General features: G+C 34.1%; 17 protein-coding genes. 12 read left to right on the forward strand and 5 right to left on the reverse strand.

The annotated features are described in order from the left end of the window. Position 1: 1 nt before the first annotated feature. Positions 2-1,057, reverse strand: coding sequence for a hypothetical protein (locus HH304_RS20485; protein WP_169685164.1), 1,056 nt, complete (start codon positions 1,055-1,057; stop codon positions 2-4). Between the two features lie 230 nt (positions 1,058-1,287). Here HH304_RS20485 and HH304_RS20490 point away from each other — a divergent pair, with 230 nt between their 5' ends. From HH304_RS20490 to HH304_RS20515, 6 genes are all read left to right on the forward strand, one after another. Further along, positions 1,288-2,364 (forward strand): ligand-gated ion channel, encoded by a 1,077-nt coding sequence (locus HH304_RS20490; RefSeq protein ID WP_169685165.1) that lies wholly within the window; start codon positions 1,288-1,290, stop codon positions 2,362-2,364. A gap of 116 nt (positions 2,365-2,480) precedes the next feature. Continuing rightward, positions 2,481-3,146, forward strand: a complete 666-nt coding sequence (locus HH304_RS20495) for a DUF6090 family protein (RefSeq protein ID WP_169685166.1) — start codon at positions 2,481-2,483, stop codon at positions 3,144-3,146. A 119-nt stretch (positions 3,147-3,265) separates the two neighbouring features. Beyond that, the gene (locus HH304_RS20500) at positions 3,266-3,868 is read left to right on the forward strand and encodes a WG repeat-containing protein (RefSeq protein WP_169685167.1); all 603 of its coding nucleotides are present in this window, start codon (positions 3,266-3,268) and stop codon (positions 3,866-3,868) included. Between the two features lie 19 nt (positions 3,869-3,887). Then, positions 3,888-4,133, forward strand: a complete 246-nt coding sequence (locus tag HH304_RS20505) for an FUSC family protein (RefSeq protein WP_169685168.1) — start codon at positions 3,888-3,890, stop codon at positions 4,131-4,133. Then, entirely contained in the window at positions 4,114-4,554 is a 441-nt protein-coding gene (locus tag HH304_RS20510; protein WP_169685169.1) for a DinB family protein, read from the forward strand. Before HH304_RS20505 ends, HH304_RS20510 begins: the two co-directional genes overlap by 20 nt. Positions 4,555-4,695: 141 nt before the next feature. Continuing rightward, positions 4,696-6,339 (forward strand): hypothetical protein, encoded by a 1,644-nt coding sequence (locus HH304_RS20515; protein ID WP_169685170.1) that lies wholly within the window; start codon positions 4,696-4,698, stop codon positions 6,337-6,339. Between the two features lie 70 nt (positions 6,340-6,409). Here the strand turns inward: HH304_RS20515 and HH304_RS20520 are convergent, their stop codons facing one another. Both HH304_RS20520 and HH304_RS20525 read right to left on the reverse strand, forming a co-directional pair. After that, positions 6,410-7,525 carry an acyltransferase family protein gene (locus HH304_RS20520; RefSeq protein WP_169685171.1) on the reverse strand — a complete coding sequence of 372 codons (1,116 nt, stop codon included), beginning with the start codon at positions 7,523-7,525 and terminating at the stop codon, positions 6,410-6,412. 8 nt (positions 7,526-7,533) lie between these two features. Then, positions 7,534-8,106, reverse strand: a complete 573-nt coding sequence (locus HH304_RS20525) for an ankyrin repeat domain-containing protein (protein ID WP_169685172.1) — start codon at positions 8,104-8,106, stop codon at positions 7,534-7,536. Between the two features lie 230 nt (positions 8,107-8,336). On the opposite strand from HH304_RS20525, the gene HH304_RS20530 reads away from it, so the two are divergent. The 5 genes from HH304_RS20530 to HH304_RS20550 all read left to right on the forward strand — a co-directional run bounded on the left by HH304_RS20530 (position 8,337) and on the right by HH304_RS20550 (position 14,454). Further along, positions 8,337-10,406 carry a helix-turn-helix domain-containing protein gene (locus tag HH304_RS20530; RefSeq protein WP_169685173.1) on the forward strand — a complete coding sequence of 690 codons (2,070 nt, stop codon included), beginning with the start codon at positions 8,337-8,339 and terminating at the stop codon, positions 10,404-10,406. A 249-nt stretch (positions 10,407-10,655) separates the two neighbouring features. Then, on the forward strand, positions 10,656-11,174 hold the full coding sequence (locus tag HH304_RS20535) for a hypothetical protein (RefSeq protein WP_169685174.1): 519 nt from the start codon (positions 10,656-10,658) through the stop codon (positions 11,172-11,174). A 375-nt stretch (positions 11,175-11,549) separates the two neighbouring features. Then, entirely contained in the window at positions 11,550-12,740 is a 1,191-nt protein-coding gene (locus HH304_RS20540; protein ID WP_333908773.1) for a spondin domain-containing protein, read from the forward strand. A gap of 207 nt (positions 12,741-12,947) precedes the next feature. Beyond that, positions 12,948-13,919, forward strand: coding sequence for a zinc-binding alcohol dehydrogenase family protein (locus HH304_RS20545; protein ID WP_169685176.1), 972 nt, complete (start codon positions 12,948-12,950; stop codon positions 13,917-13,919). A 139-nt stretch (positions 13,920-14,058) separates the two neighbouring features. Beyond that, positions 14,059-14,454 (forward strand): hypothetical protein, encoded by a 396-nt coding sequence (locus HH304_RS20550; protein WP_169685177.1) that lies wholly within the window; start codon positions 14,059-14,061, stop codon positions 14,452-14,454. Between the two features lie 119 nt (positions 14,455-14,573). Here the strand turns inward: HH304_RS20550 and HH304_RS20555 are convergent, their stop codons facing one another. Both HH304_RS20555 and HH304_RS20560 read right to left on the reverse strand, forming a co-directional pair. Further along, a complete protein-coding gene (locus HH304_RS20555) occupies positions 14,574-15,200 on the reverse strand; it encodes a DNA-binding response regulator (protein WP_169685178.1) in 627 nt (208 codons plus the stop codon). An 18-nt stretch (positions 15,201-15,218) separates the two neighbouring features. Continuing rightward, positions 15,219-18,356 carry a ligand-binding sensor domain-containing protein gene (locus tag HH304_RS20560; protein ID WP_169685179.1) on the reverse strand — a complete coding sequence of 1,046 codons (3,138 nt, stop codon included), beginning with the start codon at positions 18,354-18,356 and terminating at the stop codon, positions 15,219-15,221. A gap of 332 nt (positions 18,357-18,688) precedes the next feature. Between HH304_RS20560 and HH304_RS20565 the strand changes: the two genes are divergently transcribed. After that, positions 18,689-20,896, forward strand: a complete 2,208-nt coding sequence (locus HH304_RS20565; RefSeq protein WP_169685180.1) for a hypothetical protein — start codon at positions 18,689-18,691, stop codon at positions 20,894-20,896. The last annotated feature ends 128 nt before the right edge of the window (positions 20,897-21,024 follow it).

Below are 21,024 nucleotides of genomic sequence, written 5' to 3' on the forward strand. Positions count from 1 at the left end.
ATTATTTAGGGCCTCTTTGAGGAGGTCTATCCGGAAAGCAATCCAATGGATAATATGTAGAATTACCTAGCTGATCATTTACAACTAAAATGGTTAATATTGATTCCTTGTAGCCCGAAACAGGTACTGCAAGATTAAATGAAGCTTTTGAAAGTCCCAACTCAGTAAATTCAAGAGCTTCACTGAATTGCATATATTCAGACTTCCAGGTTTTTCCATTATCCTTAGAATATTTGAGCTGTGGGGTATCCAGAAGTCCGAACTTTTGTGTTAATACCACTGACGTCCATATCCAGGGACGTTCTTCATCCCAGTAACTTTTAGTTTCAGCCAACCTGACACTTTCTAACCCTTGAATAAGATAAAATTTAACTGGAACTGTATAAGGTGGACAGAATTCTTCTCCACGAATGCCGACGTCAACAGAAACAGTGAAAATTCCATCTTCATGTTTTCTATCTTTTCCTTTTAAGAGCAGATTTAGTTGTCTTGATTTCTCATCAGGAGTCATGGCAAATGTTTCGCCAACAGCAGGCCATGACACTTCAAGATCAATCCCTTCTGGTAAACCATGAATATCTTTGATATAATATTCACGTACTACACCAGCAGGTTCAAGAGAACGTGGATACGGTATCGATGCTCCAATCATTGTATACCAGACATGACCTAAAGGGTGTAAAACATGGTCATAAATCCATTTTAAGTCTACAACTCCCCCACTGCCTACACCATTTACCGTATAGTGATATCTCCAGCGAGTTGAATATCCGGTTGGTATCTGGAGAGAATAAACATCAGTATAGTATTGCCTTGGTCGACCACTTATATTGAATATAACATGCTGACATTCTCCAGGTGGTAAAATAACCACTTCTTCTATGGGACGGCCTGTTTTGTTATCTTCACCTTCATAATAAGGCCAACTGGTGACTAGTAAATCTTTTTGTTGCTGGGTTAGATTACACACTTTTACTATGTGAAGCCACCTTCCATCGATATCGTGAATTGTTGCTTCAGCTTCAATTCTTACTTCTGATCCATCGTCTTCTGGCATTGATAGTGTGGTTATATATTATTGAATACTTATAATTTAATTAAATATCAGCTATTATTATATTATTTAGATATTCAGTTTATGATTGTAACTTGTGAAAGTTAATATTATTTAATATCCGTTTAAAATTTAACCTGAACCAATAACATAATTATATTACTATAATTATGTTATTGGTTAATCAAAAGGAGTCGATTCCTTATTGAAAAGATTTAGAAACCTCGAAAATAATGCCTTACAAAGGATACAAATTACACTTGAAGGACAGTTTGTTCTTCCTCTGCATATGCTTAATTACAGTTTTTCATTCTTTGGCATTTAATCAAAATAATGAAGAGCTTGTCTATGGGGAATTACCAATTAAGGTAAGTGTAACCCTTACCATTGATAAAATAGATGATATTAATTTGCGTGATGAATCATTTTTTATGGATGGCAACGTCCAATTTTACTGGAATGACCCCAGAAGTAAACTGCTTTTGAATGATTCCATAACTGATAATAAAATTTTTGAAAATGAAGAGGCTTTGCAAGTCGTCCAAAACAATCCGTGGTTTCCGAAATTTGAATTCATTAATCTAATTGGAGATTTGGACGTTCACAAGATCCAATTAAAAGTTACTTCCAAAGGTAATATTGTATATCACTTATTTTTTAATGGAGTTTTTATTTCAAATTGGAATCTGAAAAAATTCCCTTTCGATACCCAGAACTTTAATATCAATATTGAGTCATTTGGTCAAGATGTAAGAGAACTGGTTTTTAATAGCGCCGAGTTGATTCCCGGGGAAAGTTTTATTAATCGGGACTGGAGATTTGCTGGCATGAATTCGAATATCACAAATCAAGACTATGAATTAAATACAATTACTGATATTGAAGAATCAGCTAAGTTTTCAAGAGTTACTTTCAATTTGTCAGCAGAAAGAATCACAACTCCTTACAAATGGGTAATATTATTGCCTCTACTTATATTAATTTTACTATCAGCTACGGTATTTTGGATTGAAGGATTACGGTTTAAGGTATTTAGTAGTATTGGGTTATTATTAGCCATTATTCTATTAAGATATTTTTCCCTCAAAGCTTATGTTCCTTTTCCAATAAATAGTCTAATGGGAGCCCTATTCATATTGGGGTTAGTTATTGCAACTCTAACTTTAATTATTACCGTTATTGTTCAAAGACTCAGAAATAGACAAATCACTCAATCAATAATTATTCCTTCAATACGAAAATTCAGGATTATAATTCCTGTGTTAGTTGTGTTTTTTATAATAATCATTTTTCTAACTTTCATCCTTTAGAAGAGGGTTTAAAGACAAATTTTAAGTAGTATAGCAATCAATATATATTAACATTCAACGACATATAAGCATATTTCCATCATTTGAACTAAATACTTTTATACAATCAACCAATAATGAAAAATCGAATCTTAACCCACCTGAAGAGGTTTATATTTGAGTTTGTAATTGTCACATTAGGAATATTAAGTGCTTTTAGTATTAATAAATGGGATGAAAACAGAAAACTTAAGGCAGAAGAAATAACATCTTATAAAGCTCTTAAAAGCGATTTGGAATCAGAACTTTTTGTATTCTCTTTTTATAAGAAACCGTTAATTAATGCCAGGCAATACCTTAAACCTGTTCTTGAAAACAACCATGAAAATATAGATTCTTTATTAACTTATTTACATACCGGATTTGATTTACAGGAACGTAATGCCACGTATATTAATTTGAAATATAGCGGGAAGCTTGGGTTAATCAGTAATGATAAGATTAAAAGCCGGGTTACTATGTATTATGAAACCTACTATCAAGGGTTAGAAAGCATGTCTAATTGGAATTACGATTTTAATCTGAATTTTCTTCAGCCATATATGATTGCCAACTTTAAATTTAATCCTGATGAAAGTGATATATTGGAAAACCTGAAGCAAGATGAATTTTTAAACCTTATAAGATCAAGGTATCAGTTAGTTGAGTACAATATTTCTACGATCGAAAAATCTGAGAATCTGATCAATAAAATTATCGAAGAGATTGATGCTGAGTTAATTGAGCAAGAAAAAGATGTTTGATCTGGTTGGCAAGTTTCTAATTAAGTATCTTTTATTTATCAATTATTAGTCAGAAGGATTTCATTTTTATATTAAGAGTTAATTTTAAGTAGAGTGAGTTTAGAGAAAGTTTTCAAATAATGAATAAGCTATATTATATATTGATTTTATCAGGGATAATGTGTTTTTCGTCATGTAAACGTTCAGATGAATCTAGTATGGGATTTAATTTTGAGTACTACAATATTCAGGATTCTGAAATTATATCCAAAACTGATTTAATAGCTGTGACTGATGAAGATTATCTTCAATTTGGAGCTAGAGTTGCTTACATAAATAATCATGGAGATACCATTATTCCCCTTGGTAGGTATTCTTATTATGGTACAGATACGTTAAAGTATTTTGCAAATGTAATTGAGCATCCCAACGATAGTACTTGGGGAAGAATGGTTGCAATTGATAGAAATCAGAATATATTATTTGATTTGGTAATGTTTGATAATGGTCCGGAGCCATTCAAAGATGGAATGCTTAGAGTATCGAGAAATGGTAAAATGGGATTTGCCAACAAATTTGGTCAGGTGGTGATACCATGCGATTATGAATACGCACGATGGTTTGAAAATGGCATTGCTGAGGTTACTTTCGATGTTAAAGAAGTATCTCGTGATGATGAACATTCAATGGTAGAAAGCGATGAGTGGTTTGAAATTGATAAAAAGGGTGAGAAATTGAATTGAAATATAATATCACATAATCATGGTAAAGAAAATAGAAGAGCTAACCGATGAAGAGTTATCGCAGGAAGTGAAGAAAATGAAATCATCTAGCATTTATGATGCATTGATTATAGGCTTCTTGATAGGAGTTGCCATTTATAGCTCTGTTAAAAATGGAATTGGCTTGTTAAGCTTTTTACCATTAGTTTATATCCCAATTGCAGCTAAAAATAAAGTTCGAAATCACCAGTTGAAAAAGCAATTCGATGAAAGACACAGTAAATAAATTAAAGCAGCTTCTTAATTCAGGAAAAAAGTATATTTCAAATTCATCTGAATCAGACTTATCATTGAAGCCAGCACCCGAAAAATGGTCTAAAAAGGAAATTTTGGGTCACTTAATTGATTCTGCAATAAATAACCTTCAGCGGTTTACCGAAATTCAGTTTGAAGATAAGCCCTACCCTATTAGAAAGTACAATCAGGATGAGTTAGTAAAAGCAAATGACTACCAAAATGCTGAGATAACCGAACTACTTAATTTCTGGCTAGCACTTAATCAAAGAATAGTTAGTGTGATGAATCAACAAACTGAGGAAACACTTAATTATAAAATAGATTTTGGAAAAGGTGAAATATCTGATTTACGTTTCTTGATGACTGATTATGTTGACCATTTGGAGCATCACTTGAAGCAGATATTTTAATCTGACCCGTAATATTAGTAGTAGAATAAATATTTTGAACTTTATTAAGCAATACAAGTAAATTAACTTATATTCATGATAAGTCTCTCCTTTTAGACTTTTGACATTATTTATGTCAATCAAATTGAAACTACCATTATCATGAAATTTATATCAAAAGGTTATTCGATACTAATTTGTACGATTTTATTAATATCCTGCAATAGTAAAAGTGATCAAAAAAAAGAAGTTAAGGATACCATAAATGAAAAGGTTCATGTTGCTTTTGCCGGTGGTGGATGGCGTGCTCATACAGCCCATTCGGCATGGACAATTGCATTGTTAGATAGTGGCAGGCAAAATTTAAATGATATATTTACTAATGTTGGTGTAGTTTCTTCAAATTCCGGAGGTAGTTGGTTTAGTACTATGTTAATGTATTCTGATGATTTTGTCTCGGATATTGAGGCATCAGATGCAGTAACCAATTGGACAACTACAAATGGTTGGATTGGTAAGCAAAGGCAACTTTTTGATGCAGCTAATTGTGGGGATGTTCCCGATGATATTTATTTAGAATGTGTATTTGATTATTATACAGGGATAGATTTTAAGGGTGGTTTGTTTTGGAAATTGATGGTGGATAGTCTGGTCTATAAAGATTATTCATTAGGAAACACAACCTTAAAGGACTCCCATTTAGTTTGGGCATCTGAAAAACCATTGCTCCTGGCGTCTTCATTGTTAAATAATGCTGTATTGCTCAACAAAGAAGGTGATATCGAAAATAATCATTATTATTATCAGGTTTGTTTATCTCCCGCTACTCCGGAACTAAATGGAGACTCTGGATCAACTTGTAGTGATGGTATGCCTTATGATGTAACTCCGGTAACATTTTCAAGCATACCCGATGGAGTTAATTACCAGCCTTCCCCTTTTTTTGCTGAACTCGGCACTAGTTCAAACTCTTCAGTTTTTAATATTGGTTACACTGCAGATTATGTAGTTGATAATCCTCCTGTAGAAACATCAAGTTTAGTTTTACCAATTGACGATTCCAACTTACCGGTAATGACTGCCGCCTCAGCTTCCAGTGCAGCAGCCGGATTTGGAGCCAGTGAACGAATTACCGATGACTTTGATCTTTCTTATATTTTATCAGAAGATGCCATAAGTTTTAGTTTTGACAATTCTTCTGTGGAATATATTGATACTAAAGGATTGAGTTTGGAAGAGTTAGTTCAAAATAAGGTTTTAAGACTAGCTGATGGTGGATCAATTGATAATTCTGCTGTGGCTCAATTGGTAAGGTCGCTTCAATTCAATAACCAGGGAGATGATTTTAATATTATTGCATTTGATAATGTTTCAACGATATCAGTTCCGGGAAATAATGCAGCCAATGTAGGAATTGATATTGCCAGTTTATTTGGTTTCCCTGACAGGCTTTGTGTAAATCTTGACTTTAAAGATTTCTGTATAAACACTCCCGAACTTCAAATATTCGATTCTGCTGCACTTTATACTACTCAACCAGTTTGGACTATTAATGATGGTGATAATCAACTTGTTTATACAAAATATGAAGTGACAACGATTAGCAATCCTGCTTTAGGTATTACCGCAGGATCAAAAGGAACTCTGCACTCATTTACCTGTGCCTATCCAACAGCGACTACCGCACCAGTTGATGGTGATAAGAATTTTGATGCTTACGAATCGATGTTCAATTTCATAATATCCGGGTTGAACGATAATAATGGCGAAGGATTTAATCTCCTCAGAAGTGCTTTTGGACTTTAATTTTGAGACTTAATAAATAAAAGTATTATCAAAATCCACCCTGATTAAGGAGTGGATTTTGATGTTTTTATCAATACTGGTTGTTCTTTTTTATTTCCAGTTGACTTTTTTCTATGCATAGTTTTATAAAACTGTATCGCACCATTTTTAACCCGAATAATGGACGGACGAACCCAACTCTTCTGATTATGAATTCATAAATTAAAAAACATACTGTTCCGGTAAAGATCACAATAGAAAGAAATTTAAGTTCTACCGGTATTTTTAATGGCAGTATAAGAGCTGCGCCTGCATACAATACAAACATATGGATTATATAAACAGGATAAGCTGCCTGACTTAGATATGCCAAGGCTTTACCTGGTTTATTAAGGTGTTTGTAACCCAGACCAAAAATTGCCAGTATCCAGCAGTTTGATTCTGCAGCCATTAGTGTATGCGGTGCATTTAATTCATAAACAAACAGTCGGACGCAGTATAAAGACAACGCTAGTATAAGATATAGCCATCTCCATTTTAATACAGTTTGCCAAAATGTATTTCCACAATACACAAAGAGAAACCCAAATAAAAATGCAAGAAACCCAATAAAAAAGCCATGCCAGGTTTCAGCGTACATCTCAAATAATGCTGGTTTAACAAGGATTACTTCGAGTATAAAAAATGCTGAAATTGAAAGCGGTCCTATTGGATTACTAAACAATAGATTCAACTTTTTACTGAATGATCCTCCTTCCCTCTTTTTCAGAAAAAATAAGAACGGAGATAATACTAATACATATACAAAAATATTCCCGAGAAACCATAAATGTGCCGGACCTGGCATATACGCATACGGCATATTATAATACTTCTGTAAAATAAAAATATGTATTGGTGTTATTAATGCTATGCCAAATAGCAAGGGTACTAGTATTCTTTGTGTTCGTTCTATCAATAATTTCATCAAGTCTCGCTTTCTCATGGCAAAGTATAGTCCCATACCAGAAACATAAAACAGTAATGGTATTCTCCATACGTTTAGCATCGTCATTGGCTTCCATAATCCCTCGATTAGTTCGTTACTTCTGATAAAGCCAATGAACATTGCCCAGGGTTGAAAGATAATTGCTATATGGTAGATTAATAATAATCCAATAGCAATTACCCTCAGCCAATCAATATCGTATCTTCTTTCTGTAATCATTGCTTGTACTATTGCAGCATCATTGCTATTACAGGACGTGTTTTTTCCAATTCATCCATATCCAGTTTTAATCCTAATGGACTAAGTTGTTCCTTTAACATTTGATATATAGGTTTGATATCCTTAAAGTCTCCGGACACAGTTTCAAGAGGAGTTGCTCCATAGTTGTTTTTTGCAGTTTTATCTGCATTAGCATCAATCAACATTTGAACTATCTCAACTCTGCAGAAAAATGCTGCCACATGTAATGCGGTTGAACCATCATTGTTTTTAATCGAAAGATCTGAATCCGCATCTATAAGGACTTTTGCAATTTCTCTTTTATCAAAAGTGATCGCCGTGATCAATGGTGTAGCCCCACTCATTGGCTCTTTTTCATTAAGGTTGGTGCCAGCTTCTATATGTTGCTTTACAACTTCGATGTTTCCGGAGATGATTGCAGAGTGAATATTCATTTCCGGACTAACCGATGCATTCTTAACCTCTTTACTTTTTTCGGCTTGCCCGCAAGAGATCAATACAGAGCCCATCATAGTTATTAAAAAGAGCGCTTTGGTCAGGTTGATTTTAATTGTTTTCATAATTGAAAGTTTCTGATTTTATGTTTTAACTATCGCAAAGGTCAGAAATCAATGAATATGAGGCTTATGAGCTATGTTGCCAATGATATCAAGTTTGAGGAATGAGTATAAAATATGATGCAGCCATATAAATTATGACGCAAAAGCTCATTTTTTACTTTTTAAAAGTTCAATATTAAACTGTGGGGATTGAATTTAATTTTATTATTTTCACCACAATATTTAATGACATGTCCAATACACCAATTCCTGAAGAAGAATTTATTGAAGAGGTTGAATCTATAATTCTGGATAATATTTCAGATGAGCAATTTGGAGTTTCTGAATTGGCGGAAGCACTGAATATGAGTCGATCTAATTTGTTGAGGAAGATTAAAAAATGCACTAATCTTTCAGCGAGTCAATTTATTCGTCAGGTGCGATTAAATGAGGGGATGAAATTGTTAAAACAATCCTCGTTGACAGTCTCCGAAGTGTCATATAATGTTGGTTTTGGCAGTACTTCTTATTTTATAAAGTGCTTTCGGGAACATTTTGGTTATGTACCTGGTGAAGCCAGAAAGGAAATTGCAGATTCAACAGTTGTTGATTCAATTGAAGAGCCTGATTCGAAACTTAATAAATCATATTTGTGGGTAGGATTAATTTCCTTGCTTGCCGTTATTCTGGTTCTTGGATATGTGTTTATTGATAAGTCAGTTATTGGTGATGAAACCGATATCGAAAAGTCTATTGCTGTATTGCCATTCAAAAATGAAAGTAGTGATTCGTCAAATCTCTATTTTGTCAATGGGCTAATGGAATCGACACTCAGTAACCTTCAGAAAGTTGGCGATTTAAGAGTGGTTAGTCGTACCTCTGTAGAACAATTCAGAAACTCTAGTACCTCTATTCCTGAAATAGCAGATGAGCTAAATGTTAATTATGTTCTGGAAGGTAGCGGGCAAAAGGTAAATGACAGAGTTCTTCTTAATATTAAATTGATTAATGCATCTAATGATCAGCCGATTTGGACGCAGCAATACAATCGAAAGGTGGTTGATATATTTACACTTCAAAATGAAATTGCCAGAGAAATAACTGATGCAATCAAAGTTATAGTAAGACCTAATGAGCTTGAGCAAATTCAAAAGAAGCCAACAGAAAATCTTGTAGCTTATGATTATTATCTTCAGGCATTAGAACCATATCATACAAGAACCAGGGAAGGACTGGAAACTGCAATTCCATTATTTAAAAAAGCTGTTGAAAACGACCCACAATTTGCATTGGCATACGCTGATCTGGCCATTTCTTATTTCTTCCTTGATGTATATCAAGCAGATAAGAAGTACAAAGAGGTTATAAATAATTATGCAGACAAGGCATTACTCTATGATTCCAAATTAGCAGAAAGTCTGATTGCAAAGGCATTGTATTATATGAATAATAAAGAATACAGGTTGGCATTACCACATATGGAAAAGGCACTTGAATACAATCCAAATTCAGCCGTTGTGGTGCAAATGCTTTCTGATTATTATGCCCGAATTGTTCCAAATACAGCTAAATATCTGGAATATGCTTTGAAAGGCATACAGTTAAAGGCAGGGGCAAATGACTCTTTAACAATGAGTTATACTTATTTACATCTTAGCAATGCATTAATTCAATCAGGCTTTGTTGATGAATCTATAAAGTATATTGATAAGTCATTGGCCTATGATCCGAATAATTATTATTCGCCTTATGTAAAACCACTGATCTTATTTGCGAAGCATCATGATCTTCAGCAAACTCAGCGCGATCTGGGTGCTATTTGGCGAAGGGATACTACCCGGTTAGATATTCTTCAGGAGTACGCTAAGATGTTTTATTTCCAGCAAAAGTATGATAGTGCCTATTACTACTATCAAAAATTTGTCACAGCCAGAGAAGTAAATGGGCTTGAAATCTATACCCATGATGATATAAAAGTTGGTTGGGTATATGAAAAGATGGGAAACAAAGAGAAAGCTGAGGAGCTTTATTCTTCGTATGAAAAGTATTGTGAAAATGATAAGTCTATTTACAAAAGTGCAAGCTTAGCTGTTAATTATACTCGGAAAGGAAAATATGATGAAGCAATTGAGCAGCTAAAAGTTTTTTCAAATCAGGAGAACTACCAATACTGGATCATCCTGTTTTTCGAACTTGATCCGATTATTCAACCTTTAAGAAGCCATCCTGAATATAAAAAGGTTGTAAAAAAGATAAATGATACCTTCTGGAAAGATCATGAGAAGTTGAAAGAGACATTGTTAAAAAAAGATTTGATTTAATCAAACTGTAAGTTAATCAGGTATTGGCTTTAGAATTGAGAAAGGATACTCGATTTTAGTAAGATCCAGAGAGAATTCGATTAAGCATACTTCACATCTCTTTTAGTTTATTGAAAACATTTTAATAGATAAAATGGCATAAATATTATATTATAGTATTATATTTGAATTATTAGGGGACGTAATAATTTTATAAATTTAAAAATAAGCTTGAAACCAAAATTTAGTATTTATCAATAAATGTCAAATATGAAAATCTCTCTATTTACTATTTCTTTTTTATTCATAAACATGTTGTGTCTGGCTCAGGATAAACAATTGTATGCCACTCAATTTAAAACTGATGGAGGTGTTATGTTGTCGACACAAAGAATTTCTGCACCAGTAAATTCTAAAGCCAGCACAATTGAATTTTTTACCAGGGAAGAAGAAAACCCTACTGCTTATTATCCTTTTGGTGATATATCACATTTGGAAGATGAATTTGAAATGTTAAACATGTTCTCTGATAATATACCTTTTAATTATGATGCAGGTTCAACTAAGTTTTATTTATGTTTTAATAAAGAAAAAACTACTGGTAATAATTATGTGCTTAAACTGGCTGATCACCCAATTGTAAAAAGTGTGGATGAGTCTGGTTCAATGTATTATTTGCCCACCACTTTTGAATCAAAGTCTGATGCTGAAAAGTTAGTGAAGACATTGAAAGAGAACTTCGATCAGGATTATTATGATCAATTTGTTTCTTTTGGTAAGGAACAATAGTCAATAAAATATATAATTAATAATCTTAAAGCATGCGTTAATTATTAACCGCATGCTTTTTTTGTTTATAGTTATAATCACAAATAGTTGATTTGTATATCGTGACACTAATTTTACTCCTTGATTAACTATTGTTATTCTGTTGTTACAGCTCTGTGACACTTTTCGGGTTTGTTTGTATTGTTCACAAAATCAAATACAATCATGAAAACCAGTCAATTAAAACAACCCTTAATTTTGATTGTCCTTGCAGTCTTTTTTCTGTTTAGCTGTTCTAAAAATCAATTAGAAGAGTTAGATAAAACAAAAACTGCAGGTTAAAGTGAATTAGAGTCTGATGCTAATGCAAGAAAGGCTGCTGTCCACACCACCACAATCACAGTCGAAAATGTACTTGAAGCTCAACCACTGGTCCAATCAGGATCTTTTATGGGGGCCGGATCACCACCGGTAATTTTCCCGGGTCAGGAAATATCATTTAGCTTTTATGCCGGAAGAGGTCAGTATTTAAGCTTTGCAACAATGTATGGATGGAGTAATGACTTATTCTTTGCCCCTGATAATCCAGGACTTAAGCTTTACAATGATGATGGTACACCTATTGAGGGTGATGTATCTTCATATATTAAATTGTGGGATAATGGCACCCGCGTAAACCAGGTTCCTGGGATGAATGTCATACACCCCGGAGTAGCTGAAAGTCCAATGAAAGCCATCTCTGAGGTTGATGGTACTGATGAGTATGGGAACACCTACCCTGCTGCCTCTGATATGATGAAGTTAAACCTTGAGTATAACGGAAATTCAAAATTTACACTTACAATTTATAATAACTCAGATCAAACTAGTAATGTGACTCCTTTTAGTCCTGGAGTGTGGGCAATTTCGTATGCTCCGGGTGGAAATCTGTTACTTCCTGATCCTATTTTTCAGGAATACGCCACTCAGGGCTTAACTAACATTGCCGAAGGAGGAAATATTACAGTTTTACATGAATATTTAAGCGAACATACCGGAATCTTCACTCCTCTTTCACCAATATTGGTTGTTGTTTATAAAGACAATGAAAACCCATTTTATAATGAAGGAGAATTTGATGCAGGTAATGGACTGGCGGAAATAGCTCAATTCGGGAATGCATCAATTTTAGCCGATTATCTAATGGGGAATCCAAATGTGGAGAGTGTACATATTCTTCAGGAACCAACTACAACAGTTCTTCTGCCTCGTATAAATGGCAACCCCGGAGGAAAGGTGTCAATGGATATTGAAGTGACTGGCGGTAATAAGCTGGCAATAGTTACAATGTATGGGTTATCCAACGATTGGTTTTTCGCAACATCTGGAAACGATGTTAATGCTCTTCGAAAAGGAGACATCTCAAGTACAATTAAGCTTTTCGATGATGGTACTGCTGTAGATGAATTTCCGGGTGCCGGCTTTTCTCAAGCTGCATTGGGTGGAACTCCGATTACTGAAAATAAAAGAATAATGGAAGTACCTAATCCCAATCAGTTTACAACCCTACCTCCTGTTTCAGAGATTATAAAAGTTACGTTGGAATAAGTGTTAAATCACAGGTTAGTAGTTTTATAGTTATTAGAAAACCATCCCGGAAATTAAGGATGGTTTTCCTCATTAATAATGACTTCCTTCCTCAAAATTTGTTGAAGATCAGGATTTACTTTGTTTTGACAGATAAAACGAATATTTTGAATGCAATCAGAATTCACTTAGCAACTATGTTAAATTAAAGCTCAATCTATATAAATAATGAAAGCAGCAGTAACCACAAGTAGTGGAAACCCGGATGTGATTCAAATCAAGGAAGTACCTATACCAGAGGTAATACCAGATTGGGTCCTGGTACGTATAAAGGCATTTGGATTAAACAGATCTGAATTATTTACCCGAAGAGGTGATTCTCCAGGTGTTATTTTTCCACGGATACAGGGTATCGAATGTGTGGGCGTGGTTGAAGAAGATCCTTCAGGAACATTTCAAAAAGGTCAACAGGTTGCAGCAATTATGGGCGGTATGGGAAGATTTTTTGATGGTGGTTATGCAGAATATGCGCTGGTGCCATTAGAAATTGTTTTTCCATTCGAAAGTAAATTGCCCTGGGAAACTCTGGGAGCCATTCCGGAGATGTTTCAAACCGTATCCGGGTCTCTCAATCAGGCATTAGAGATTAGTTCAGGGGAAACTTTGTTGATTCGTGGTGGTACATCATCAATTGGGATGCTTGCTTGTCAATTAGCAAAAACAAAAGGCTTGAAGGTTATATCTACAACCAGAAATATAGACAAAAAGCAAGCATTGATTGATAATGGTGCTGATCATGTTGTGATTGATGAAGGGCAAATAGAAGAAAAGATAAAAGAAATATACCCTGAAGGAGTAAATAAGGTACTGGAGTTAATTGGAACTCAAACATTAAAGGACTCCCTTAAATGTGCTGCCCCAAAGGGGATTGTTTGCATGACAGGTATACTTGGGAATGAATGGACTATGAAGGAATTTACTCCAATGGGTGATATTCCTTCATTAGTCAGGCTTACTGCCTACATGGGTGAATCAAGTAATCTTTCAAAAGATCATTTACAAGAGTTTATTAATGAGGTTGAAAAGGGATCAATCAAGCTTAATATTGACAAGGTATTTAAACTTGATGAAGTTGCGGAAGCTCATCAATACATGGAAGACAACAAGGCTAAAGGTAAGGTAGTAGTGGTGATTGATTGACAATAATGCACGCTAATAGTTGAAAATGCAATTCGTCAGTGGAGGATCAATTAATATATAACAATTAAACAAATAACCATAAGTAATGATTTTTTTGAAGAGAATTGGCATTTTTTTAATCTTAATAATTTCGATTCAGGTGCTTACATTTTATACTATTGCAGATAAATATTTGGTAAATGAATTAGGCAAGTACCATGAAAGCTATGTTTTGAACTATAAGGGTAATGAGTTTGAAAATATCGGAATTATAACAGAATTCGAATTATCCAAAGAACAATTTGAGGAATCATTCCATGTCTTCAAATTAATGAATTTGAGGTTTTGTACTTCTATCAATGATTGTAATGAACTATATAAAACTGACACCTTCTTCTTTTATATTTTTGATGTAAAATCAAGAAATCCATTTGGTGTAAACATAATTTCAGAGAGCGAGATGGCAAAATTTTATGGGGCTAATTGGGAGTCAAAGTATATTTGGGTGATCTGTAAGTGGGTTTTATTAGAGAAAGAAAATACAGGTATATCCTGAAAACACCCCAGGTGTGCGTTGCGCAGCAAAACGCGTGACTAACCTTTTAACTGTCTATTTATTTTAGATTGATACATTTGGTTGCTAAGCACGCGTTAGCCAGTCAGTTTTTATTTATTTTAACCAATCTCCAAAACCCCATTAGTTATACACTTTACCACTAACTCTGTGGTATTGCTACATTCAAGTTTATGTAGCATGTTTTTACGATGTGTTCTAATAGTATTAAATGAAATGTGTAATTCAGTTGCAATCTCTTCTGCATTCAAACCCTTTGCTAATAGATTGACAATCTCTATTTCTCTGGGGGTAAGGCTGAATTCCTGGTCACCACTACCCTGTCGTGCATGTCTTCTGCCATTATAATTTATTAGTGCAAGATTTAATGTACTAAATAGCTGATCTCCATTAAATGGTTTAATCAGGTAGGCATAAGGACGTGTACTTTCAGCTCTTTTAATCGTAGATAAATCGTTATAGGCTGTCAGGTATATTACCGGAGTAGAACTATCAACTGAAGATTCAACAAAATCGATACCGTCTGATTCTGAATTTAGATTAATATCACAGACAACCACATCCATTTTATTATTACTATACAGATCTATCGCTTTTTCGACACTTGTTGCTATAAAGGCATGGAATCCATTTTTTTGAATATGTAATTTAAGGCTGTTAGCAATAACAACTTCATCTTCCAGAATCAATACATTTTTTATTTCGGTGGTATTTGAATTATTCTTCATGATTAAAAAATGGTATATTTAATTATCCCTTCCGGATGATATTTTATCACTAATATTTCTGTAGTCAGTATCTATCAATTTGGATTTATCAAACTCAAATTTAAAAGTTGAACCCTTCTCAGATACTATTGATAAAACTCCGCCAAGCTCTTCTGTCATGGCATTAATAAGCTGTAGCCCCATACTTGATGTATCATTAACCTCTGTTTCGGAAAATCCGATTCCATTATCGTGATAAAGGATATGTATTTTATAATCAGATTCTTTCACTTCAATATTGATAAGCTTTATTTCTTTAGAATTTGATATTGGAAAAGCATGCTTTATTGAATTTGTTATTAGTTCGTTGAGAATCAAGCCCAGATAGGTTAGTTTTTTTGAGTTGATTAGAATCGATGGACTGGCAGTATTTACAATTATATCTGAACCTGAAAAGTTTGCAATGTCAAGGGTTAACTTTTCTATAAAAAGATCTATACTGATTTCATCGTTAGCTATTTCAGTTGGGTTAAGCAGGTCATGTATTTTTGAAACTGTGAATATCCTGGTTTGTAATTGCTTTAATTTGACTTCCTGGCTTATGTTTCTATCATCAAAATTTTGAAAGTCAATTAGACTGGTAATTAACTGCAGGTTGTTTTTGACACGGTGATTTAATTCCCTCATCAAAAATGAAATGTTCTCCTTTTGCTTTTTGGTTAATTCTAAGGAATCCTTTAATACTTCATTGATCCTGGTTAATTCTTTAGTTCTTTCTTCTACCATCTTAGAAAGCTTCAGATTCATACTTTTTTGCTGTCTGTCTCTGATAAGGAAAATGGTTGTGATAAGAAGGATGCCAAAAATTATAATTGATATTTTAAACCAGGTTGTAGCATACCATGGTGATCTGATTGTTATTAATACTTCCGTTTCATCTCCCCAAATAAGATCATTATTACTTCCTCTTACCTTAAAAACATAGGTGCCCGGGTCAAGATTAGTGTAGGTTGTTGATCGCTCGCTGGTAATAGGCCGCCAGTCAGTGTCAAAGCCTTCCAGCATAAACTGATAATGATTTTTTTCAGGATATAAATAGCTCAGATTGACATAATTAAAGGTAATTACATTTTGATTATGTTGAAATTCGAGCTGTTTAGTATGAGGAGAATAATTATCAATTGCCTTTCCGAAAAGCTCAATTTCTTCAATGATTATTTTCCCCGGATTTTCATTTATAAATATCTTCTCAGGATTGAAGGCGTTAAAACCATTCATTCCTCCAAAATACAATCGACCTGATTCAGACTTAAAGGCTGCCTTTCCATTAAATTCATTGTTCTGAAGTCCGTCAGCCTCAGTATAATTTTTAAAAGTTCGGGTCTCCTGATTAAATACTGATAATCCATAATTTGTACTAACCCAGATATTATCATGAATGTCTGATTCAACACCGTATATAAAGTCATTAGGTAATCCCTCTTGTTCGTAATAATGCGTTATGATTCCAGTTTCTTTATCAAGCCTGTTGAGTCCTTTGCCAGTGCCAATCCAGATATTGTGATTACTATCCTCAGTAATGTCAAAAACTCGCTCGTTTGTTAGGGAGTCGTAATAATATTGATTATCTCCGGATATTTGATATAATCCATTATCACTGGCCAGCCAGATATCTCCGGAAGAATCGATAAAACTATTCCTCGAGCGTATCAAGGATTCACCTTTTATAGAAATTTTTTGTGTTGAGTTGGTATTGACGTTCAATGAATAAATCCCTTCTGACCAGGTATGTACCCAAATAGAATCTGTAGTAATGGGTGTGATATGAATTACGTCTTTATCTTTAACATCTAAAGGTACATGCCTGAAAGTATCATTCTTTCTATCGTATCGTACCAGGCCTTCACCAAATCCACCAGCCCACAATGTCCCGTTAAGGCCTTTAACTATAGTGTATTCCAGGTTATTTGTGAGATATAGTTTGTATTCATCCTCATTTTCCAGATATCGTACAAAGCCGAATTCTGTAGCCATCCACAAGGTGTCGCCCTCTTTTTCGAAGTTGAACATACTTATGAAGTCCTTCTTAGGAGCATTTTCAACTATTATTCTGTTTGGGATAAATTTCTTTTGATTAGGATGATAATAAAATACACCTCTTCCCTCTGTACCCAGCCATCTGCCACCTTGTTTATCTATTGCAAAGCTTAAAATTGTCGACTGGACCGGCTTATCATTTTGGTTAGTGAAAACTATTTCTTTAAAAGTATTGTCTTCAGAAAGCAGGAAGTTTCTATTGATCCCACCAATAAAAATATTCTCTTCATCCCATTTGAATATATTTCTGATTACGTTTAACCCATGAGGAGCATTGATTTTTTCAGTGATTTTGGTACCTGTTTTATGCTTGTACAATCCAGAATTTGTACCGATAAGAAAGTAGCCATTTCCTATATCATAAAATGAGTTAACCTCGAGCTTATTAAATAAAAAGGGTTCTATTTCTTTAGTAGAGATATCAAAAATATAAGTACCATTATAATTTGTACCTATCAGTATTTTATTGTTATACCTGATAGTATTAGTGACATATTCGTTGTCAGTTTTACCAGTGATTTTAATAACGGTACATTTTAATGTTAACCGATCGATAAGAATACAATTGTCTATCGACCCTGCTAATAAGTATCTTCCATCAACCGGAGTAATATTATAGGTAAATTTTGTTCCCGGGGATTCATTAATATTGATACTGTCTTCTAAATTAATGAATCTATTTTCTTTTAATAAAAAGGCACTTACCGAATGAGTATTTGTAGCCAGCCACAAGGTGTCATTTGAGTGATACATTCCTCTGATATGATCATCTCTTAATGAATTTGATTGAGAGCCGGCTTTAAAAACCTTTATTTGATAACCGTTATACCTGTTTAGGCCATTTTCAGTACCAATCCATAAGTACCCGAGATTATCAAATTCTAAAGAAAGGGCATTAAGCTGTGAAAGACCTTTTTCCTGTGCAATGTTAACTACCTTAATAGTATCAGCATTTGAATTTGGGTAAATTGAATTACTGCATGTGAGGAATATAATTATGCAAATTGATAATATTCTTGATATTGGGTTTCTATCAACCTTTTGATAATAAAAGTACTTTTCGGGTATTATTTTTCTCATAAACCTAACCGGTAGGAGTCAATTTCAAAAATGCATTGTCGGTTAAAAAAAGTATTAATAGCGGTTGAGACTTCAAATAAGCATCTTTTAATTTCAATTCCAAATATTTATTAGATTATGGCAAGAAAAAATACGCTTTTTGTGGTATTGACTTTGGCCCTATACAGTTTCTACTTTTGTAATAAGATTTTTTAATCAACCACCAGCTTGAAATAAGAGGAATACTACGATTGATAATTGAATACATGTTAAGCTAATAATCGATAGTAATATGGATAGTGACTGATCTTAAATATTTGAGTCAGAAACTGGAATTTTTTATTTAAGAAATTATGAAAACCAAAAGCAATGTTCTTAATCTACCATTTTTGTTGGTAGTAATCATTTCTCTTTTTTGCACCAATATTTCCGCTCAGAAAATCGTTTACATTAATAATATCCCGATTAATATATCAGGAGATGGAGTTGATGGATATGTGGATTTTAAGGCTAGAGCAGGATGTGTCGGAGCTGCCAGACTTCAAATGGCCGTTGACAGGATTGTAATTACGGGAGTTACTGTTGATGGCAGATATTATAATTATGTTGATGGGTATTCTTTTCCGATGGAAGTCCCTGCTAAAGGAAATTTATATCTGAAAGGCTCAATACCCTTTTGGTATAATAACCTACCGCAATACTATGAAGTAAACCCAGGTAGTATAAGTGGAGGTTTAGGTGGATTTATGGACTGGCTGGTTATAAAAGACGGTGAACTTCCTGAAGGCATGAAGTGTCCTGAATGGACAGACTTGGTTGATAATAATTTGAATACTTCATCTGCACAAAATCATTTATATATCTATAATGAAGACATGATTGGCGGAGGTATTTATATGGAGATCAAGTCTAAAATAATAAGTATTGAGAAAGAAGAAAAACTTATCAATGATTTAGAAAGTAGCCTGGGCAATGCCGAATCAATGTCTGATTATGAAAGTATTATTAGAAAAATCGATAATAAGACGTGGACTTCTACGAATCAGTCTGCTGCGAGTAATTTAAGACAGCGAGCAAATAATGATCTGGAGGCTTTGAAGAGCGAAAAGCAAGCAGAGGAAGAAAAAAAGCAACAGCAGTTAGATCAGTTGAGTGATATTTCAAATAAAATATCTTCTGCAAATCAGGAATATGAGTTGCAAAATCTAATATATGATCTGGAAAGGGAAAGCTGGAATGCTGAGTTTCAGGAAAGAGCAAATAGTTTGTCGAATCGTGCAAAAGCCAAACTATTAGAAATGGAGGAAGAAGAAGAAGAACTCGAAGATGAGGTTGGATCTTCAATATCTTCAGGTTCTTCTTCAAGCAGAAATAATGAAGAGGAAGTAGAACAAGAGGAAGAAGCGGAAACAGAAGAAGATGAGTCAGATAGTAGTTCTGAGACTTATAAATCGTCGTGTGAGTATTTGGAAGATGCCAGGGAGCAATTGAGAAATGCACAATATCAGGGGCAGGTAGATATCTGGAAGAAGGAAATTGCACGTTTGCAGCCTTTATGTGAAAGAGAAAGAAACAGACTTGCAAATGCTACGACTTTATCTGGTACAGATAATTATACTCAATCGGGTCAATCACAATCAGCTCAGGAAAAACAGAAAAAGTATAATGATTATCAGAGAAGGGTTCAAGAACAAAATGATAAAAACCTGGCTGCTGCATCTGCAATGGGTGCCAGTAGTATGGGAGTTCTGTATTTGTTGGCCGGAGTAATATATGATGGATTGGGCACATACAAGCCAAAAGATATGTACACAGGGGCAAATATTTATAATGGTATTGAACTAGGTTATACTGCAACCGGAATTCCATTTTTATTTGATAGTAAGGTTACTACACTTGATTATAATAGTGGGAATTATGTAGATAAAGAATCAACAAAAGCTGATTATGCGATAAATATCAACCTGAGATTCAGATATAAGCTGGGCTTTGAATCAGACTTTCTGGCATTTTATGGGCAAGTAGGTGGTGAAGCAGGTTTCTCTCCTCTTTTTGAAACATTCAATTATAATTATTTATATGGAGGTCGTGGTTTGTTTGGCGCAAAATATATCAGAGCATTCGCAGAATATAACGCAGGGTCTAAAACAGTAACAGGCAATGGTTGGCTGGATTCGGAAGAATATGGTTCAGGAAAGACCAATTTTGAATTTGAAGATTATAAATATGGAGTTCAATTTAGCTGGTATGGTAATAGAAGGACGGGTGCTCGAAATCATATTACACTCGGGTTGATTGAACACAGAATTTCAGAACTGGGTGAAGGAGTTGTGTTGCGTAGGTTATCTGACACAGATAAGAATAAGCCATACATTTTCGATGATGCATACCTGGGATATATGTTTGAGTGGAAACATGATCACCATGGTTTACTCACTATTGAAGTATTTCCTAATTATCCATATACTGGGGTGAAAACATCAAATTATGATAGTGGACATGATTTTGAAAGTGAATTTTATATTAATATAGGTTATGTCAGAACATTTGACTGGTGGTAGAATGGTAAATAATTTTTTCCAGGAACCGATCATTATTTTGATCGGTTTTTTTATGTGTAAATAACTTCTGGCGCTAGAATTTTTTTGTGTCTCCCCTGGCGCCCGTATCGCAGTAAAACGCGTGACTA

It is taken from the genome of Marinigracilibium pacificum, from assembly GCF_012926615.1.
In the GTDB taxonomy this organism is placed as follows: domain Bacteria; phylum Bacteroidota; class Bacteroidia; order Cytophagales; family Cyclobacteriaceae; genus Mangrovivirga; species Mangrovivirga pacifica.

What these genes read in the sequence shown, in the direction of transcription:
- HH304_RS20485 (WP_169685164.1), bottom strand. Translation starts at nt 1,057, where the DNA reads ATGCCAGAAGACGATGGATCAGAAGTAAGAATTGAAGCTGAAGCAACA.
- HH304_RS20490 (WP_169685165.1), top strand. Translation starts at nt 1,288, where the DNA reads ATGCCTTACAAAGGATACAAATTACACTTGAAGGACAGTTTGTTCTTC.
- HH304_RS20495 (WP_169685166.1), top strand. Translation starts at nt 2,481, where the DNA reads ATGAAAAATCGAATCTTAACCCACCTGAAGAGGTTTATATTTGAGTTT.
- HH304_RS20500 (WP_169685167.1), top strand. Translation starts at nt 3,266, where the DNA reads ATGAATAAGCTATATTATATATTGATTTTATCAGGGATAATGTGTTTT.
- HH304_RS20505 (WP_169685168.1), top strand. Translation starts at nt 3,888, where the DNA reads ATGGTAAAGAAAATAGAAGAGCTAACCGATGAAGAGTTATCGCAGGAA.
- HH304_RS20510 (WP_169685169.1), top strand. Translation starts at nt 4,114, where the DNA reads ATGAAAGACACAGTAAATAAATTAAAGCAGCTTCTTAATTCAGGAAAA.
- HH304_RS20515 (WP_169685170.1), top strand. Translation starts at nt 4,696, where the DNA reads ATGAAATTTATATCAAAAGGTTATTCGATACTAATTTGTACGATTTTA.
- HH304_RS20520 (WP_169685171.1), bottom strand. Translation starts at nt 7,525, where the DNA reads ATGATTACAGAAAGAAGATACGATATTGATTGGCTGAGGGTAATTGCT.
- HH304_RS20525 (WP_169685172.1), bottom strand. Translation starts at nt 8,106, where the DNA reads ATGAAAACAATTAAAATCAACCTGACCAAAGCGCTCTTTTTAATAACT.
- HH304_RS20530 (WP_169685173.1), top strand. Translation starts at nt 8,337, where the DNA reads ATGTCCAATACACCAATTCCTGAAGAAGAATTTATTGAAGAGGTTGAA.
- HH304_RS20535 (WP_169685174.1), top strand. Translation starts at nt 10,656, where the DNA reads ATGAAAATCTCTCTATTTACTATTTCTTTTTTATTCATAAACATGTTG.
- HH304_RS20545 (WP_169685176.1), top strand. Translation starts at nt 12,948, where the DNA reads ATGAAAGCAGCAGTAACCACAAGTAGTGGAAACCCGGATGTGATTCAA.
- HH304_RS20555 (WP_169685178.1), bottom strand. Translation starts at nt 15,200, where the DNA reads ATGAAGAATAATTCAAATACCACCGAAATAAAAAATGTATTGATTCTG.
- HH304_RS20560 (WP_169685179.1), bottom strand. Translation starts at nt 18,356, where the DNA reads ATGAGAAAAATAATACCCGAAAAGTACTTTTATTATCAAAAGGTTGAT.
- HH304_RS20565 (WP_169685180.1), top strand. Translation starts at nt 18,689, where the DNA reads ATGAAAACCAAAAGCAATGTTCTTAATCTACCATTTTTGTTGGTAGTA.